Source organism: Streptomyces sp. NPDC050564, assembly GCF_044457265.1.
Lineage (GTDB): Bacteria > Actinomycetota > Actinomycetes > Streptomycetales > Streptomycetaceae > Streptomyces.
This window is the reverse complement of record NZ_JBITGS010000004.1, coordinates 20,485-36,414: the sequence shown is the minus strand read 5'-3', so window position 1 is coordinate 36,414 and position 15,930 is coordinate 20,485. Positions and strand designations below refer to the sequence as shown.

Here is a 15,930-nt window from a genome sequence, read left to right as displayed (position 1 = left end):
TCTGGTGGGGCTGGGGGCGGAGTCCCCGCCGGGGGTTCAGGGGGCGGCGCCCCTGGCGGGGTCTGGGGCGAAGCCCCAGGAAGAAGGGACGGGTGGGGGCGAAGGGGGCGAAAAACCGGCTGCCCCGGCCTCGCCCAGGTACCGGCCAGGCCCCGCCCCCGAACACCCCCCTTGCCTCCCGCAAGCCCCGTCCCCGCTTCCGTACGTTGTTGTCATTCTGTGGCCACAGCTCGATAACGGACCGGACAGAAGGGGTTTTCCGTCTGGTCTACGCGCGTTACGCTGCGGCGGAACCAGCGCCTGGTTTGGGCGCTTGCACAAAGGAGTCTCGTTCCATGCGCCGGTTGTCCCGTATCGCGGTTGCAGGCGCTGCAACCGCAGCCCTTGCTCTCTCCGTGTCCGCTTGTGGTAGCAGCTCGACCAGTTCTTCCTCCTCCGCCAAGAGCGGCAAGAGCAAGGGCATCGGTCTCGCGTACGACATCGGCGGCAAGGGCGACCAGTCCTTCAACGACGCCGCGTTCGCCGGTCTGGAGAAGGCCGACAAGGCCTTCGGTTACACCAGTTCGGACGTGGAGCCGCAGGAGGGCGAGACGGACGCCGACAAGGTGCAGCGCTTGGAGCAGCTCGCCAAGTCGGGCTACAACCCGGTGATCGGCGTCGGCTTCGTCTACGCGCCGGCCATCAAGGAGGTCGCGGCGAAGTACCCGAAGGTCACCTTCGGCATCATCGACGACGAGCAGGACAAGGCCGCGAACGTCTCCGACATGGTCTTCCACGAGGAGCAGGCCTCCTACCTGTCGGGCGTCGCCGCGGCCAAGGCGACCAAGAAGAACCACATCGGATTCGTCGGCGGCGTGGACATCCCGCTGATCCACAAGTTCGAGGCCGGTTACGTCCAGGGCGCCAAGTCGGTCAACCCGAAGATCAAGATCGAGAAGCAGTACCTGACCCAGACGCCTCAGGAGGGCGGCTTCGCCAGCCCGGACAAGGGCAAGGCTGCCGCCGACGGTCAGATCGACGCCGGTGCCGACGTCATCTACGCCGCTGCGGGCCTGTCCGGCCAGGGCGTCATCCAGTCCGCCAACGCGCACAAGGTGTGGGCCATCGGTGTGGACTCGGACCAGTACAAGCAGGACGCGCTGTCGAAGTACAAGGACTCCATCCTGACCTCCGCCACCAAGGATGTCGCCGGCGCGGTCTACAACCTCGCCAAGTCGGTGCACGACGGCAAGCCCAAGACCGGCGTCGTCCGCGCCAGCCTCGCCACCGGCGGTGTCGGCCTGGCCGACTCGAACCCGGTGTTCAAGAACAACGCCGACCTGCAGGCCGCGCTGAAGAAGGCCGAGGCGGGCATCAAGGACGGCTCGATCACGGTCAAGACCTCCTGAACACGACCATGACGCCGGCCATGGTCAAGACGTCGTCACCAGGTGATAACCAGACGTCGAAACCATGGCCAAGGGCAACGCTGTAATGGCAGCGTTATGGCCACGGAACGGGGTGCGGGAAGGATGACCAGCCCGCGCCCCGTTCGCGCGGCAGAATGCTCGGAACGGATCGAGTGCGATCAGGTCCGGGCACTATTTAAAGCAGGGGCGCTACGCGCGTAGATTGGCCCCTTTTCCAAGGAGAGTGCGCCATCGACGCGTCCAGCAGCCCTCCGCTCACCGCGCAGTCGACCGCGGTCGAGCTGGCGGGGATCACCAAGCGCTTCCCCGGTGTGGTGGCCAACCACGACATCCACCTCAGTGTCCGGAAAGGCACCGTCCACGCCCTCGTCGGTGAGAACGGCGCCGGCAAGTCGACGCTGATGAAGATCCTCTACGGCATGCAGAAGCCGGACGAGGGCACCATCGCCGTCGACGGCGAGCAGGTCACCTTCTCGTCGCCCGCCGACGCCATCGCGCGCGGCATCGGCATGGTCCACCAGCACTTCATGCTGGCCGACAACTTGACGGTGCTCGAGAACGTGGTGCTCGGCAGCGAGAAGCTGTACGGCATCGGTGGCGCCGCCCGTAAGAAGATCAAGGAGATCTCCGACCGCTACGGGCTGAACGTCCGCCCGGACGTCCTGGTCGAGGACCTCGGTGTCGCCGACCGCCAGCGCGTGGAGATCCTCAAGGTCCTCTACCGCGGCGCCCGCACCCTGATCCTGGACGAGCCCACCGCCGTACTCGTGCCGCAGGAGGTCGACGCACTCTTCGACAACCTGCGCGAGCTCAAGTCCGAGGGCCTGTCCGTCATCTTCATCTCGCACAAGCTGGGCGAGGTGCTGTCGGTCGCCGACGAGATCACGGTCATCCGCCGGGGTACGACGGTGGGTACGGCCGTCCCCTCCAAGACCACGCCGCGTCAGCTCGCCGAGATGATGGTCGGCAGCGAACTGCCCACCCCGGAGACCGCCGAGTCGACCGTCACGGACAAGCCCGTGATCGAGGTCGAGGCCCTCACCGTCTACGCGAGGGGCGGCGCCTCGCTCGGCGAGCTCGCCGAGCCGAGCGCCACCGGTCTGCTCACCCAGGACACGGCCGAGACCGCCGACGCGGTCAAGCGCGTCCTCGACGACGTCACCTTCACCATCCACGCGGGCGAGGTCATGGGCATCGCCGGTGTCGAGGGCAACGGCCAGACCGAGCTGATCGACGCGCTGATCGGCCTCAAGAACGCCGACTCCGGCGCCATCCGCTTCCTGGGCGACGACATCACGTCCTGGTCCACGCGCAAGCGTCGCGAGGACGGCATCGGCTACATCCCCGAGGACCGCCACCGCCACGGCCTCCTCCTGGAAGCCCCGCTCTGGGAGAACCGCATCCTCGGTCACGTCACCGAGAAGCCCAACGCGAAGGGCGTCTGGCTCGACATCAAGGGCGCCCAGGCGGACACGCGCCGGATCGTCGAGGAATACGACGTCCGCACGCCCGGCATCGACGTCACCGCCGCCTCCCTGTCCGGCGGCAACCAGCAGAAGCTGATCGTCGGGCGCGAGATGAGCCACAACCCGAAGTTCCTGATCGCCGCCCACCCCACCCGCGGTGTGGACGTCGGCGCGCAGGCCGCGATCTGGGACCAGATCCGCGAGGCCCGCCGCGAGGGCCTGGCCGTCCTGCTGATCTCCGCGGACCTGGACGAGCTGATCGGCCTGTCCGACACCCTGCGGGTGATCTACAACGGCAGGCTCGTGGCGGACGCCGACCCGGCGACCGTCACTCCGGAGGAGCTCGGCTCGGCCATGACCGGCGCCGCCTCCGGACACCTGGAGCATGTAGAGGAAAGCGCCGCCCCGGAGGACGAGGCCCGATGAAGAAGTTCGACAAGGAGCGGGTGCTCCTCGCGGTGGCCGGCCCGGTCATCGCACTCGTCGCGGCGATTGCGCTGACCTCGGTCGTGCTGCTCGCCTCGGGCAAGAACCCGTTCGAGCCGTACTCGCTGATGCTCCAGCAGGCGACGTACTCCGACGTCCAGGTGCTGATCATCAACCAGGCGTCGCTGTACTACCTGGCGGCACTCGCGGTGGCCATCGGCTTCCGCATGAACCTGTTCAACATCGGCGTCGACGGCCAGTACCGCCTCGCCGCGATGACGACCGCGGTGGTCGGCGCGCACCTCGCCCTGCCGTCCTTCCTGCAGATCCCGGTGCTGCTGCTCGTCGGCGTGCTCACCGGCGCCTTCTGGGCCGGTATCGCAGGCGTCCTGAAGGTCACCCGGGGTGTGAGCGAGGTCGTCTCGACGATCATGCTCAACGCGATCGCCACCAGCCTCATCGGCTACCTCACCCTCGACAACATCTGGGGCGTGCAGGTCGGCAACAACAACACCACCGGCGTCATGAAGGAGTCCGGCTGGGTCAAGGGCATCAACCTCGGCGCTGACGTCGGCGAGATCTACGGCCTGGTCTTCCTCGCGATCCTCATGGGCGTCATCTACTGGATCGTCCTCAACCGCACCCGCTTCGGCTTCGACCTGCGCGCCACCGGCGCCTCCGAGACCGCCGCCGCGGCCTCCGGCGTCGACGCCAAGCGCATGGTGCTCACCGCGATGCTGATCTCCGGCGCGGTCGCCGGCCTCTCCGGCCTTCCGCTGCTGCTCGGCGACGCCCACACCTACAGCCTGAGCTTCCCGACCGGACTCGGCTTCACCGGCATCACCATCGCCCTGCTCGGCCGCAACAACCCCGTCGGCATCGCCTTCGCCGCCCTGCTGATCGCCTTCCTCGACAAGGCGTCCCCGGCCCTCGACTACGCGACTCCGGTGGCGTACGAGAAGGAGATCGCCACGATCATGCAGGGCCTGATCGTCTTCGCGGTCGTCATCTCGTACGAGGCCGTACGCGTCTGGGGCCTGCGCCGCCAGCAGAAGCGGGTCGGTGAGGAACTGGCCGCGGCCGCCGCCAACAACAACTCCCCGAAGGAGGTGGCTGCCCGATGAGCACCGCGACCGCCGCCAAGCCGCAGGCGCAGCAGCCCGGCAAGGGCCGCCGCCGTATGTCCCTTCCGGTACTCCTGCTCGTCATCGCGGGCGTACTGATCCTGACCTCGATCGTCCGTCTGATCACCGGCGCGGACGGCATCACCTCCACCGGGCAGATGTCCACGGCGCTGCGCCTCGCGGTGCCGATCGGCCTCGCGGGCCTCGGCGGTCTGTGGGCCGAGCGCGCGGGCGTCGTCAACATCGGCCTCGAAGGCATGATGATCCTCGGCACCTGGTTCGGTGCCTGGGCCGGCTACCAGTGGGGTCCGTGGACCGGTGTCGCCTTCGGCATCATCGGCGGTGCCCTCGGCGCCGTCCTGCACGCCATCGCCACGGTGACCTTCAACGTCAACCACATCGTCTCCGGTGTGGCCATCAACATCCTGGCGCTGGGCACCACCCGCTACCTGTCGAAGTTCACCTTCGAGAACGCCCCGCAGGGCTCCTCCAAGCAGTCCCCGCCGATCGACTCGCTGGGCACCTTCGACATCCCGGGACTGTCCAGCTGGCTGGACACGCTCAACGAGAAACACTGGTTCCTGATCTCGGACATCGCGGGCCTGCTCGGCGGTCTCGTCACCGACCTGTCGCCCCTGACGGTCGTCGCGGTGGCTCTCGTCCCCGCCACCTGGTGGGTGCTGTGGCGTACGGCCTTCGGTCTTCGTCTGCGCTCCTGCGGTGAGAACCCGGTGGCCGCCGAGTCCCTCGGCGTCAACGTGTACAAGTACAAGTACCTCGCCGTGATCATTTCGGGCGGCTTCGCCGGCCTCGGCGGCGCCTTCCTGTCGATCGTCGCGTCCAACGTGTACCTCGACGGCCAGACGGCCGGCCGCGGCTACATCGGTCTCGCCGCGATGATCTTCGGCAACTGGATGCCGGGCGGCCTGGCCCTCGGCGCGGGCCTGTTCGGCTACACCGACAGCCTCAACCTGCGCGGTGGCGGCACCAACGTGCACGCGCTGATCCTGCTCCTCGCGATCCTGCTGGTCTTCGGCGCGGCCTACCTGTTGTGGAAGAAGCGGACGGTCCCCGCGCTGATCACCGCCGTGGTCTCGGCGGGGATGTTCGTCTGGTACGCCGCCACCGACACCATCCCGCAGCAGATCGTGAGCGCCACCCCGTACATCGTGACGCTGCTCGTCCTCTCGCTCTCCGCGCAGCATCTGCGGATGCCGAAGGCGGACGGCCTGCCGTACCGGAAGGGGCAGGGCAAGTGACCTCCGCCGACAAGGGTTCAGCGGCCGTCGACTGGGAGGCGCTACGCGAGGTGGCGCGCGCGGCCATGTCCCGCGCCTACGCCCCCTACTCGGGCTACCCGGTCGGCGCCGCGGCCCTCGTCGACGACGGCCGGATCGTCTCCGGCTGCAATGTCGAGAACGCCTCGTACGGGATCAGCCTGTGCGCCGAGTGCGGTCTGGTCTCCCAGCTGCAGAACACCGGGGGCGGCCGCCTGACGCACTTCACCTGCGTCGACGGACGGGGCGAGATCCTCGTTCCGTGCGGGCGCTGCCGCCAGCTGCTGTACGAGTTCGGCGGGGCCGACCTGCTCCTGGAGACCCCGGCCGGAATCCTGCCGCTCTCCGAGATGCTGCCGCAGGCCTTCGGCCCGGGCCATCTCACCAAGTAATGCCCTGCGGCCCCTCCTGATCGACTGATCCCAGGGAGGGGCCGCTCCTCATTCGGAAGGAAAGCCATGGCCATGGACGCCGTCTCCGTCATCCGCACCAAGCGGGACCGCGCCGAGCTGAGCGACGAGCAGATCGACTGGGTCATCGACGCGTACACCCGCGGCGAGGTCGCCGACTACCAGATGGCCGCCCTCAACATGGCGATCCTGCTCAACGGCATGAACCGCCGTGAGATCGCCCGCTGGACCGCCGCGATGATCGCTTCGGGCGAGCGCATGGACTTCTCGTCCCTGTCCCGCCCGACCGCCGACAAGCACTCCACCGGCGGCGTGGGCGACAAGATCACGCTGCCGCTCGCGCCCCTCGTGGCCGCCTGCGGCGCCGCCGTCCCGCAGCTGTCCGGGCGCGGCCTCGGCCACACCGGCGGCACGCTGGACAAGCTGGAGTCGATCCCGGGCTGGCGCGCGCTGCTGTCCAACGAGGAGATGCTGCACGTCCTCGACACCACGGGTGCGGTGATCTGCGCGGCCGGTGACGGCCTCGCCCCCGCCGACAAGAAGCTGTACGCGCTCCGCGACGTCACCGGCACGGTCGAGGCGATCCCGCTGATCGCCTCCTCGATCATGTCCAAGAAGATCGCCGAGGGCACGGGCTCCCTGGTCCTGGACGTGAAGGTCGGCACCGGCGCCTTCATGAAGACCATCGAGGACGCGCGGGAACTCGCCTCCACGATGGTGGGCCTGGGCACGGACCACGGCGTGAAGACGGTCGCGCTTCTGACGGACATGTCGACGCCGCTCGGTCTGACGGCCGGCAATGCCCTGGAGGTCCGCGAGTCGGTCGAGGTCCTCGCGGGCGGTGGCCCCTCGGACGTCGTCGACCTGACCATCGCACTGGCGCGCGAGATGCTCGACGCGGCCGGCATCAAGGACGCCGACCCGGCGAAGGCGCTGGCCGACGGCTCCGCGATGGACGTCTGGCGCCGCATGATCTCCGCGCAGGGCGGCGACCCGGACGCCGAGCTGCCCGTCGCGCGCGAGCGGCACGTGGTCAGCGCCCCGGCCTCCGGCGTCCTGACCCGCCTCGACGCGTACGACATCGGTATCGCCGCCTGGCGCCTCGGCGCCGGACGCGCCCGCAAGGAGGACCCGGTGCAGGCCGGGGCGGGCGTCGAACTGCACGCCAAGCCGGGCGACACGGTGACGGCGGGCCAGCCCCTCCTCACCCTGCACACGGACACCCCGGAGCGCTTCGCGTACGCGCTCCAGGCGGTCGAGGGCTCCTACGACATCGCGGCGGCGGGCACGGAGTTCGCGCCGGCCCCGATCGTGCTGGACCGAATCGCCTGACCCGGGCACGCGGCGGGAGGCCGCTGATGGGCGGCCTCCGCGGGGCGAACGGGATCGGTGGACCTGCGCACGACCATCGGTCCCGTTCGGCATGTCCGGCGATGAGTTCTCGGCTCCCGGCCGGTCTACTGACTGTGGACGCCACGACCCCCGCCGTACTTGTGCTGCCCGGACCCGTCACCCGTGACGAGGTGCCGCGGCTCTGTGACGACGTACGCGCGCAGCTGGAGGCGACCGGGGTTGGGGTCGTGGTCTGCGATGTCGCGGGGCTCGGCCCGCCCGGTCTCGCCGTCGTCGACGTACTGGCGAGACTGGAGCTGACCGCGCGTCGGGCCGGCGGCCGGATCCGACTGAGGAACCCGGACCCTGCCCTGCGTGCCCTACTGGACCTGGTCGGCCTCAGCTTCGACACCATCGATTCCGCCGGCTTCATCGAGTCGGAGGGGAAGCCCGAAGAGCGGGAACCAACGGGCGGTGTCCAGGAAGCAGTGGAACCCGGTGATTCGCCCCTTTGAGATCTCCAGCGCCTGCACCGCCCAGGGTGTGTAGCCCCCCGCTTCCGGGTCGGGCTTGTACTGCGCGAAGCCCGGCAGGCCGTTGACCTCGACCGGCACCAGGCGGGAGCCCGAGCATGCGGCGCCCAGCGTCGTCATGAAGCCGGTGATGTCGTCCGTGCCGCGCAGCCACAGATCGAACGGCGGCATCGTCATGATCGCGTCCTCGTGAAGCAGCGCCGTCAGCGCCGTCATGTCGTACCCCTCGAACGCGGCGACATAGCGCTCCAGCAGCTTCTGCTGCTCTTCGTCGAGCGGATCCGAGGTGGCGGCCTCCGCGCCGGTGCCGTCGCTCTCGGCGAGGGTGGCGCGGGCCCGCTGCAGCGCGCTGTTGACCGATGCCACGGAGGTGCCGAGCAGCTCGGCGACCTCGCTCGCCTTCCATGCGAGGACCTCGCGCAGGATGAGCACGGCCCGCTGCTTCGGCGGCAGTTGCTGCAGGGCCGCCATGAAGGCGAGGCGCACCGACTCCTTCGCGACCGCCGCCTCGGCCGGGTCGCTGACCGTCGGCAGTACGCGGGCGTCCGGCATCGGCTCCAGCCAGGTGTTGTCCGCGCGGGGGGTGAGCGCCGCCTGGGCCAGCGGCGAGGGGGCGGTGAGATCCATGGGGCGGGCCCTCTTGTTGCCCGCGTTCAGCATGTCGAGGCACACGTTCGTCGCGATCCGGTACAGCCATGACCGCATGGAGGAGCGGCCCTCGAACTTGTCGTAGCTGCGCCAGGCGCGGACCATCGTGTCCTGCACCGCGTCCTCGGCCTCGAAGGAGGAGCCGAGCATCCGGTAGCAGTAACCGGTCAGCTCGACCCGGTGCTTCTCCAGCCGGACGTCCAGGTCTGTCGTCGCCGTACCGTCGCTGCTCATAGCCAACCCACCCCTGTGGCTGCGTTCTGTCCCGCGCGTCGTTGCGCCGGCACTTCGGAAGCTACCGCAGCCCACTGACAATGGCGTGCCGAGCGGGAAAAGGCGCAGGTCGCAGGAGGTTGCGCCGGGGAGCGTTTCGCCCCCGCCGCCCCTGCCCGCCCCGTACCGGCCTTTCGGCTGCCGGCCGGTGGGGGCTTGTCGCGCGGTTCCCCGCGCCCCTGAAAGGGGCGCGGGGAACCGCCCAATTTAGGGGCGGCGGGGGCGACAAACCTCTCAGTGGGCCAGGGCCGGCTTCCGGCGGGACTGGGCCCGGGCCGCGTGGGAGCCGAAGACGGTGATGGTCACGACGCCGAGGACGGCGAGCAGACCGAGGGTCACCGTGCCGGCCCAACCACTCGCGTGAAAGGCCACGGCCCCCAGCGTGCTGCCGGCACTGGAGCCGACGTAGTAGGCCGACTGGTAGAGGGCCGAGGCCTGGGCCCGGCCACGCACCGCGGTGTGGCTCACCGAAGAAGACGCCACCGCGTGCCCCGCGAAGAAGCCCGCGGTGATCAGGACCAGACCCAGCAGCACGAGCAGAAGCGAGTCGGCCAGGGACAGCAGCAGACCGGCGGTCGTGGTGCTGCCCGCCAGGTAGAGCGAGCCGCGCCGGCCCAGTCGTCCGACGAGCTTGCCCGCCGTGGACGCCGACACCGTGCCGACCAGATAGACCAGGAAGATCGAGCCGATGACGCCCTGGGGGAGGGAGAAGGGGGCGTCGGTGAGGCGGTAGCCGATGACCGTGTAGACCCCGCCGAAGACCATCATGAACAGTGCGCCGATCGCGTACAGCCGGCACAGCAGAGGGTTCGCGAGGTGGTCGCGGACCGTGCGCGCCAGAACGCGCGGCCGCAGCGAGCCCGCAGTGAAGTGCCGGGGCGCCGGGAGCAGCAGCCGGAAGGCGATCGCGCAGGCCACCGCGATGATCCCGATCGTGCCGACGGCCACCCGCCAGCCCCACTCCTGCGCCACCCAGCCGGTGATGACCCGACCGCTCATCCCGCCGACACTGTTGCCCGCCACGAAGAGGCCGATCGCTGTGATCAGGGCCTTGGGGCGGACCTCCTCGGCCAGGTACGCCGTCGCCGACGCCGGAAGTCCGGCGAGGGCAGCGCCCTGCACTGCCCGCAGCACCACCAGCGCGCCGATCGAGGGGGCGAAGGGGACCAGCAGTCCGACCGCCACCGCCACCGTCAGCGACGCCGTCATCAACGTACGTCGCCCGAACCGCTCCGACAGCGCGCTCATGGGGAGCACGAAGAGTGCCAGTGCGCCCGTCGCGGCCGACACCGTCCAGCTCGCCTCGCTCGCCGTGACTCCGAAGTCCGTGGAGACGAGCGGGAGGAGGGCCTGTGTGGAGTAGAGGAGCGCGAAGGTCGCGACACCCGCGAGGAAGAGGGCGAAACTCATCCGGCGGTAGCCGGGCCCGCCCGGAGCCATACGGGAATCGACGGACGAAGGCGCGGACGGCGCGGAAGGGGCAGTGGCGGTGGTGGCGGCGTCCACGGTGGTGGACGCCCCGGTACTGGCGGAAGGCATGCTTCGAACCTAAGGACCCGCCACTCATCCGTCCAATGCATGGAAACTCCATAATCGTTCCCATGGCGCATCAGCGGAGGTCAGAAGCTCACCTGTCACCGTACAGTGACACAGAAGACATCGTCGCGGTGCTCGCCCCACGCCTCGCGTACTTCGCCGGGGTCGCCCGCACCGAGCACGTCACACGGGCGGCGCAGGAGATGCAGGTCCCGCAGTCGACCCTGTCGCGGGCCATGGTCCGGCTCGAACAGGACCTGGGTGTCGACCTGTTCGCGCGCAGGGGACGGACCGTCTCCCTCACGGCCGCGGGGCGTACGTTCCTCGGCTCCGTCGAGCGGGCCCTGGCCGAGATCGAGCGCGCCGCCGACGAGGTGCGGGCCGACGCCGACCCGGCCACCGGCAAGGTCGCCTTCGGCTTCCTGCACACCATGGGGTCCGAGACGGTGCCGGGCCTGATCCGCGCGTTCCGCGCCGAGCATCCCCGCGTCCGTTTCAGCCTTGTGCAGAACTACGGCGAGGCGATGCTGGAGGGCCTGCGTTCGGGCGAGTTGGATCTGTGCCTCACCTCGCCCGTGCCGGACGCGCCCGACCTGGTGGGCCGCCGCCTCGACGAGCAGAAGCTCCGGCTCGTCGTACCGGCCGACCACCGCCTCGCCGCCCGCAAACGCATCCGCCTCGCCGAGGCCGCCGACGAGATCTTCGTGACCCTGGAACCCGGCTACGGCATGCGCCGGATCACCGACGACCTCTGCAAGGAGGCGGGCTTCAAACCGCGCATCGCCTTCGAGGGCGAGGAGGCGGAAACACTACGGGGCCTCGTGGCCGCGGGGCTCGGGGTCGCCCTGCTGCCACCACCTGCCGTACCCCGCCCGGGGGTTGTGGAGCTGACCGTCACCGCCCCCCGCGCGGTACGCGAAATCGGGGTGGCCTGGATGGACGGGCACCCCGACACCCCACCCGTGGCCGCCTTCAAGAAGTTCCTGCTGTCGAGGAGGGGACATCTGCTCCCCGACTGAGGGCATCGGCGGCGCCCCTGTCTTCAGGGGCGCGGGCTGTGACACATGAGGCTCCGCCGCGTGGGCGCGACCGGTCCGCTGCACCCCGCGGACACCGACGGCCTAGTGACGCAGGGCCTTCCCGAACCCGGAGGCGAGTGGCATCCGCAGCCCGAGCGGCGGAGGCGCCGCAAGCGCATCCTCGAGCGGGCGGGACAAAGTCCGGCCGAACAGCGCCCCCATCACGAAGTTCTCCGCCAGCGCAAGCACTTCCGACCGGTACTGATGCAGGGCGTGCCCGTCGGAGTGGACCTCGAAGCGGCAGATGTCCCGGTTGGCCTTCTTGGCGCGTGCCGCGAGCCGGAAGGACAGCTCCGGGTCGGTGCGCTGGTCATTGGTGCCGTGCACGATCAGCACGCGGCGCCCGGCCAGCTGCTTCACCGGTTCGGGCGGTGCCGCCACATCTTCCTCGGGCAGCCAAGGGGCGAGCGCCAGTACGGAGTTGACGGCCGTGTGCCCGCCCGCCCGCAGTGCCGCGCGGCCGCCCATGTCCACGCCGGCCAGGCACACCGGGACGTCTCCGTAGCGGCGTACGACCTCGTCGGTGGCCCAGGACGCGTCACGCGCCAGATGTGCCTCGCTGCCGTTCCAGCCGCGAAAGCGGTAGTGCACCACGTGGGTGATCAGGCCTTCCGCGTGTCCCGCGCGGGTGAGGCGGCGTCCCAACGCGCGTACGGAGGCGGTCGCCATCATGGGGGACGGTCTGCGGGCGGAGGTCTCCTCGCCGCCCGGGAGCAGCAGAACCACTCCGCTGACCGACGTCGGCTCCGGGCCGAGCGCCCTGCCCAGCCGGGCTCTGCGAACCGGTGTCGCTTGCTGTGCCATGACAGAACAGTGTCAGAAGCAACGGTGTACGCCACCCGTCCGCACGGTCACCGTTACGTATCGACGGATTCGTACAACGGGAGATCTACGCGCGTAGGGCGTACAGTGCGAAAATGACGAGCCAGATCCAGAACACCCCGAGCTCGGAACAGATCCGCCGGGCGCCCAAGGTCCTGCTGCACGATCACCTCGACGGGGGGCTGCGCCCCGGGACGATCGTCGAACTCGCCCAGGAAACGAGTTACTCCCACCTCCCCGAGACCGATCCCGACAAGCTCGGCATCTGGTTCCGCGAGGCCGCCGACTCCGGTTCCCTGGAACGATATCTGGAGACCTTCGCCCACACCTGCGCCGTCATGCAGACCCGCGACGCCCTCGTCCGGGTCGCTGCCGAGTGCGCCGAGGACCTCGCCGAGGACGGCGTCGTCTACGCCGAGGTCCGGTACGCGCCCGAGCAGCACCTGGAGGCCGGGCTCACCCTCGAAGAGGTCGTCGAGGCGGTCAACGAGGGCTTCCGGAAGGGCGAGCGGATCGCCCGGGAGAACGGGCACCGGATCAGGGTGGGTGCCCTGCTGACCGCCATGCGGCATGCGGCCCGCGCCCTGGAGATCGCCGAACTGGCGAACCGCTACCGGGACTTGGGTGTCGTCGGCTTCGACATCGCCGGCGCCGAGGCCGGCTACCCGCCCACCCGGCACCTGGACGCCTTCGAGTACCTCAAGCGGGAGAACAACCACTTCACCATCCACGCCGGTGAGGCCTTCGGGCTCCCCTCGATCTGGCAGGCGTTGCAGTGGTGCGGCGCCGACCGGCTCGGTCACGGCGTGCGCATCATCGACGACATCCACGTCCACGAGGACGGCTCCGTGGAGCTCGGCCGGCTCGCCTCGTACGTGCGTGACAAGCGCATCCCGCTGGAGATGTGCCCGAGCTCCAACCTCCAGACCGGCGCGGCCGACTCGTACACCGCTCATCCGATCGGACTGCTGCGGCGGCTGCATTTCCGGGCGACCGTGAATACGGACAATCGACTTATGTCGGGCACCAGTATGAGCCGGGAATTCGAGCACCTTGTCGAGGCTTTCGGTTATACGCTCGATGATATGCAGTGGTTCTCTGTCAATGCTATGAAGTCAGCATTCATTCCTTTCGATGAACGGCTGGCAATGATCAATGACGTGATCAAGCCCGGATATGCGGAGCTGAAGTCCGAATGGCTGTTCCAGCAGACTGCTTCCACCAGGGGGTCTGTGGAGAATCAGACCTGATCGGAGGGGTCGGAAAGCGGCCGGGTCTTCACTCCTTCTCCATGACTCGATCGCTTTTTGATGTTTGCGGAGGTCGGCTCTGCGTGTTTACGTTTTTGGACCGCTCACATCCCCGTCTCACGGATCCAAGGACGCATCCAAAATGAAGCAGTCTGCTGCCAAGACCCTCGGTGTCGCCGCTCTCGGTGCCGCCTTCGCCGCTGCCGGCGCGGGCGCCGCGAACGCGGCGCCGGCCGTGCCCGACGCCTCCTCGGCGCTGGACACCGTCACCCAGACGCTGCCGGCGGAGAACGTCGCCAAGGCGCTGCCGGGGGCCGGTGAGGCGCTCACCCAGGGAAAGAGCGCGCTCGGCGGGGGTCTGGCCGCGGCCCGGCCCGCCGCCGCGAAGGTGCTCGCCGACGGGCCGGCCGCGCCCGTGGCCGGGCTGCTCGGCGGGCTGCCGGTGCATGGGCTGCCGGTGAACGGGATTCCGCTGGGCTGAGGTCCTCCACTTCTGCGAACGCCGGTGGGGCGCACCCTGGTTGGGTGCGCCCCACCGGCGCGTGTGCGAGGGCAGCTGGGCTCACCAGGCCGTGCGGGCGGCCTTGTCCTCGGACGGGAACAGGATCCACAGCGCTATGTAGAGCAGGAACTGCGGGCCCGGGAGCAGGCAGGAGAGCACGAAGAGCACGCGCATCGTGGTCGCGGAGGTGCCGAAGCGCCGTGCCAGCGCTGCGCACACTCCGCCGATCATGCGGCCGTTGGTGGGGCGGGCAAGGGCGGTCATGGTGGCTCCTTCGCGAACCGTCGTTGAGTGCCGGGGTGTCCGGCTTCGATGTCTTCAACGCTACGGGGACGAAGTGGGCCAAGCCTCGCTCTACGGTGCGATCCCGACCCTGGGAATCGTCGGGGTCCGACCCTGAGCCGTGTCCTCCCGGGGGAGGGCCGCGCGGCGTCGGGTCTCGGCCCGGCGGCGGAGCCTGGCCCTGGCGGCGGGCACGATCGCGATATGGGCGAGTGCCACGCCGACCGTGTTGAGCAGCAGGGAGTCCACGTCCACGACCTGGCCCGGGACGCCGGTCTGCAGGAGCTCGATGCCCAGGGAGAGCAGGGCGCCGGCGGCGACCGTGCGGATGAGGGAGCCGAGCGGGGAGACGGCGAGCTTGCCGCCCGCCATCGGGAGCAGGACGCCCAGCGGCGCGAGCAGGCCCAGGCCTTCCGCGATGCGGCGGGCCGCCACCTCCGGGCCCAGTGTGAGGTCGGCTCTGATGCCCGCGAAGGGCCGCAGGTTGGCGGCGCTCACCCAGGGGACGTCCAAGGGGCGCAGTGTGATCCAGGCGACGAGGGCCAGGTGTGCGACGAGGAGGACACCTCCTGCCACACGGACGCGGGTCACGGCGCTGCCGCCGTCTGAACCTTGACGCTGCACGCCCCCCAAGACGCGGGGTGCGGCACGATCGGTTCCGGGCGGTGTGTTTTCGCCCGGTTCCGCTCGCTCCTTTGTGGGGCGCGGGGAACTGCGCGATCTTTTGAGTGGGGGTCCGGGGGTGCGGCCCCCGGGTACGGGACGGGTAGGGGCGGAGAGGGCGAACAAACTCAGCGCGCCGACACGTCACGCCCCCCCGACCGTCGTCGACGGTGGTGACTTGGTGAGGGGATCGGAGCGGACCTCGGGGGTGCACTCGTAGCTGAGGAGGGGGGACGGGGCGGGGCCGCCGAGGATGACGGAGCCGTCGTCCTGGGCCGCGGCCGAGTCGGAGAAGGTGCAGATGATCTGGGCGAGGGCGGAGGACGTGAGGTCCTCGGGCGACGTGCTCAGCCGGAGCGTGTCCTCGGGATCCTTGTCCCGGGGCCCACTGACCGTCATACCGCCGCGCACGTCCGTCGTGTACCCGGCCTGCTGCTCCGGCGCGGAGGGCGTCTCGGCGAGCTCGTCGAGGAGCCCCTGGGCCACCAGGACCCGCCGCGCCGCCTCCGCCGTACCGTCCGGGATCCGGACCGAGCGGTCGACCGTGACCAGTTGCCCGGAGCAGAGGAGGAAGACCTGGACGGGCACGCCCCGGGAGGACTGGGTGGAGATGTCCGGGCCGGACAGCGCACAGGGCACCCGCGACGGCGCCGGACCGAAGTCCGTCGGGACCTGAGTGGACCGGATGCCGCAGCCCGCCAGCAGCGCGGCGAGCAACGGAACGACCAGCCAGGGCCGCAGGCCCCGAAGACGTGGCAGACCTGCGGGACCTGCCGGACGCGGCAGGCCCGCCGGACCCGCTGAACGCGGCCGACCTGCCGGACGCCGGACACGCGGGAGCCGTGCGACGCGCCCGCCCTGCGAGCGGAGGGATCGTGCGCGTCCCGTGTCACGGAGG

The 15,930-nt window shown here is 69.8% G+C and carries 15 protein-coding genes and 1 pseudogene; 10 read left to right on the top strand and 6 right to left on the bottom strand.

Annotated elements, in window-relative coordinates; translation table 11 throughout:
- Window positions 1–335 precede the first annotated feature (335 nt).
- The 7 genes and pseudogenes from ACIBK0_RS07895 to ACIBK0_RS07865 all read left to right on the top strand — a co-directional run.
- Window positions 336–1,388 (top strand): BMP family protein, encoded by a 1,053-nt coding sequence (locus ACIBK0_RS07895; protein WP_399076821.1) that lies wholly within the window; start codon window positions 336–338, stop codon window positions 1,386–1,388.
- Between the two features lie 251 nt (window positions 1,389–1,639).
- Entirely contained in the window at window positions 1,640–3,301 is a 1,662-nt protein-coding gene (locus ACIBK0_RS07890) for an ABC transporter ATP-binding protein (RefSeq protein ID WP_399077336.1), read from the top strand.
- Complete coding sequence (locus ACIBK0_RS07885) at window positions 3,298–4,425, top strand: ABC transporter permease (protein ID WP_399076819.1); 1,128 nt, start codon at window positions 3,298–3,300, stop codon at window positions 4,423–4,425. Before ACIBK0_RS07890 ends, ACIBK0_RS07885 begins: the two co-directional genes overlap by 4 nt.
- Window positions 4,422–5,684, top strand: a complete 1,263-nt coding sequence (locus ACIBK0_RS07880) for an ABC transporter permease (protein WP_399076817.1) — start codon at window positions 4,422–4,424, stop codon at window positions 5,682–5,684. The genes ACIBK0_RS07885 and ACIBK0_RS07880 overlap by 4 nt, the downstream gene beginning before the upstream one ends.
- On the top strand, window positions 5,681–6,094 hold the full coding sequence (locus tag ACIBK0_RS07875) for a cytidine deaminase (protein WP_399076815.1): 414 nt from the start codon (window positions 5,681–5,683) through the stop codon (window positions 6,092–6,094). Before ACIBK0_RS07880 ends, ACIBK0_RS07875 begins: the two co-directional genes overlap by 4 nt.
- A gap of 66 nt (window positions 6,095–6,160) precedes the next feature.
- A complete protein-coding gene (locus tag ACIBK0_RS07870) occupies window positions 6,161–7,444 on the top strand; it encodes a thymidine phosphorylase (protein ID WP_399076813.1) in 1,284 nt (427 codons plus the stop codon).
- A 26-nt stretch (window positions 7,445–7,470) separates the two neighbouring features.
- Window positions 7,471–7,785 (top strand): annotated as a pseudogene (locus ACIBK0_RS07865) (STAS domain-containing protein); the annotation flags it as partial.
- Between the two features lie 39 nt (window positions 7,786–7,824).
- Here ACIBK0_RS07865 and ACIBK0_RS07860 read toward each other — a convergent pair.
- Both ACIBK0_RS07860 and ACIBK0_RS07855 read right to left on the bottom strand, forming a co-directional pair.
- The gene (locus tag ACIBK0_RS07860) at window positions 7,825–8,859 is read right to left on the bottom strand and encodes a sigma-70 family RNA polymerase sigma factor (RefSeq protein WP_399076811.1); all 1,035 of its coding nucleotides are present in this window, start codon (window positions 8,857–8,859) and stop codon (window positions 7,825–7,827) included.
- 273 nt (window positions 8,860–9,132) lie between these two features.
- On the bottom strand, window positions 9,133–10,437 hold the full coding sequence (locus ACIBK0_RS07855; RefSeq protein WP_399076809.1) for an MFS transporter: 1,305 nt from the start codon (window positions 10,435–10,437) through the stop codon (window positions 9,133–9,135).
- 62 nt (window positions 10,438–10,499) lie between these two features.
- Here ACIBK0_RS07855 and ACIBK0_RS07850 point away from each other — a divergent pair, with 62 nt between their 5' ends.
- The gene (locus ACIBK0_RS07850; protein WP_399076807.1) at window positions 10,500–11,453 is read left to right on the top strand and encodes a LysR substrate-binding domain-containing protein; all 954 of its coding nucleotides are present in this window, start codon (window positions 10,500–10,502) and stop codon (window positions 11,451–11,453) included.
- Between the two features lie 102 nt (window positions 11,454–11,555).
- Here ACIBK0_RS07850 and ACIBK0_RS07845 read toward each other — a convergent pair whose 3' ends face one another.
- Window positions 11,556–12,317 (bottom strand): alpha/beta hydrolase, encoded by a 762-nt coding sequence (locus ACIBK0_RS07845; RefSeq protein WP_399076805.1) that lies wholly within the window; start codon window positions 12,315–12,317, stop codon window positions 11,556–11,558.
- Window positions 12,318–12,430: 113 nt separating this feature from the next.
- Here ACIBK0_RS07845 and ACIBK0_RS07840 point away from each other — a divergent pair, with 113 nt between their 5' ends.
- Both ACIBK0_RS07840 and ACIBK0_RS07835 read left to right on the top strand, forming a co-directional pair.
- A complete protein-coding gene (locus tag ACIBK0_RS07840; protein WP_399076803.1) occupies window positions 12,431–13,585 on the top strand; it encodes an adenosine deaminase in 1,155 nt (384 codons plus the stop codon).
- A 142-nt stretch (window positions 13,586–13,727) separates the two neighbouring features.
- Window positions 13,728–14,066, top strand: a complete 339-nt coding sequence (locus ACIBK0_RS07835) for an ATP-binding protein (RefSeq protein ID WP_399076801.1) — start codon at window positions 13,728–13,730, stop codon at window positions 14,064–14,066.
- A gap of 81 nt (window positions 14,067–14,147) precedes the next feature.
- Here ACIBK0_RS07835 and ACIBK0_RS07830 read toward each other — a convergent pair whose 3' ends face one another.
- The 3 genes from ACIBK0_RS07830 to ACIBK0_RS07820 all read right to left on the bottom strand — a co-directional run bounded on the left by ACIBK0_RS07830 (window position 14,148) and on the right by ACIBK0_RS07820 (window position 15,749).
- Window positions 14,148–14,351, bottom strand: coding sequence for a PspC domain-containing protein (locus tag ACIBK0_RS07830; RefSeq protein WP_399076799.1), 204 nt, complete (start codon window positions 14,349–14,351; stop codon window positions 14,148–14,150).
- A 90-nt stretch (window positions 14,352–14,441) separates the two neighbouring features.
- Complete coding sequence (locus ACIBK0_RS07825; RefSeq protein ID WP_399076797.1) at window positions 14,442–14,993, bottom strand: VanZ family protein; 552 nt, start codon at window positions 14,991–14,993, stop codon at window positions 14,442–14,444.
- A 183-nt stretch (window positions 14,994–15,176) separates the two neighbouring features.
- Window positions 15,177–15,749, bottom strand: a complete 573-nt coding sequence (locus ACIBK0_RS07820) for a hypothetical protein (RefSeq protein WP_399076795.1) — start codon at window positions 15,747–15,749, stop codon at window positions 15,177–15,179.
- Between the last annotated feature and the right edge of the window lie 181 nt (window positions 15,750–15,930).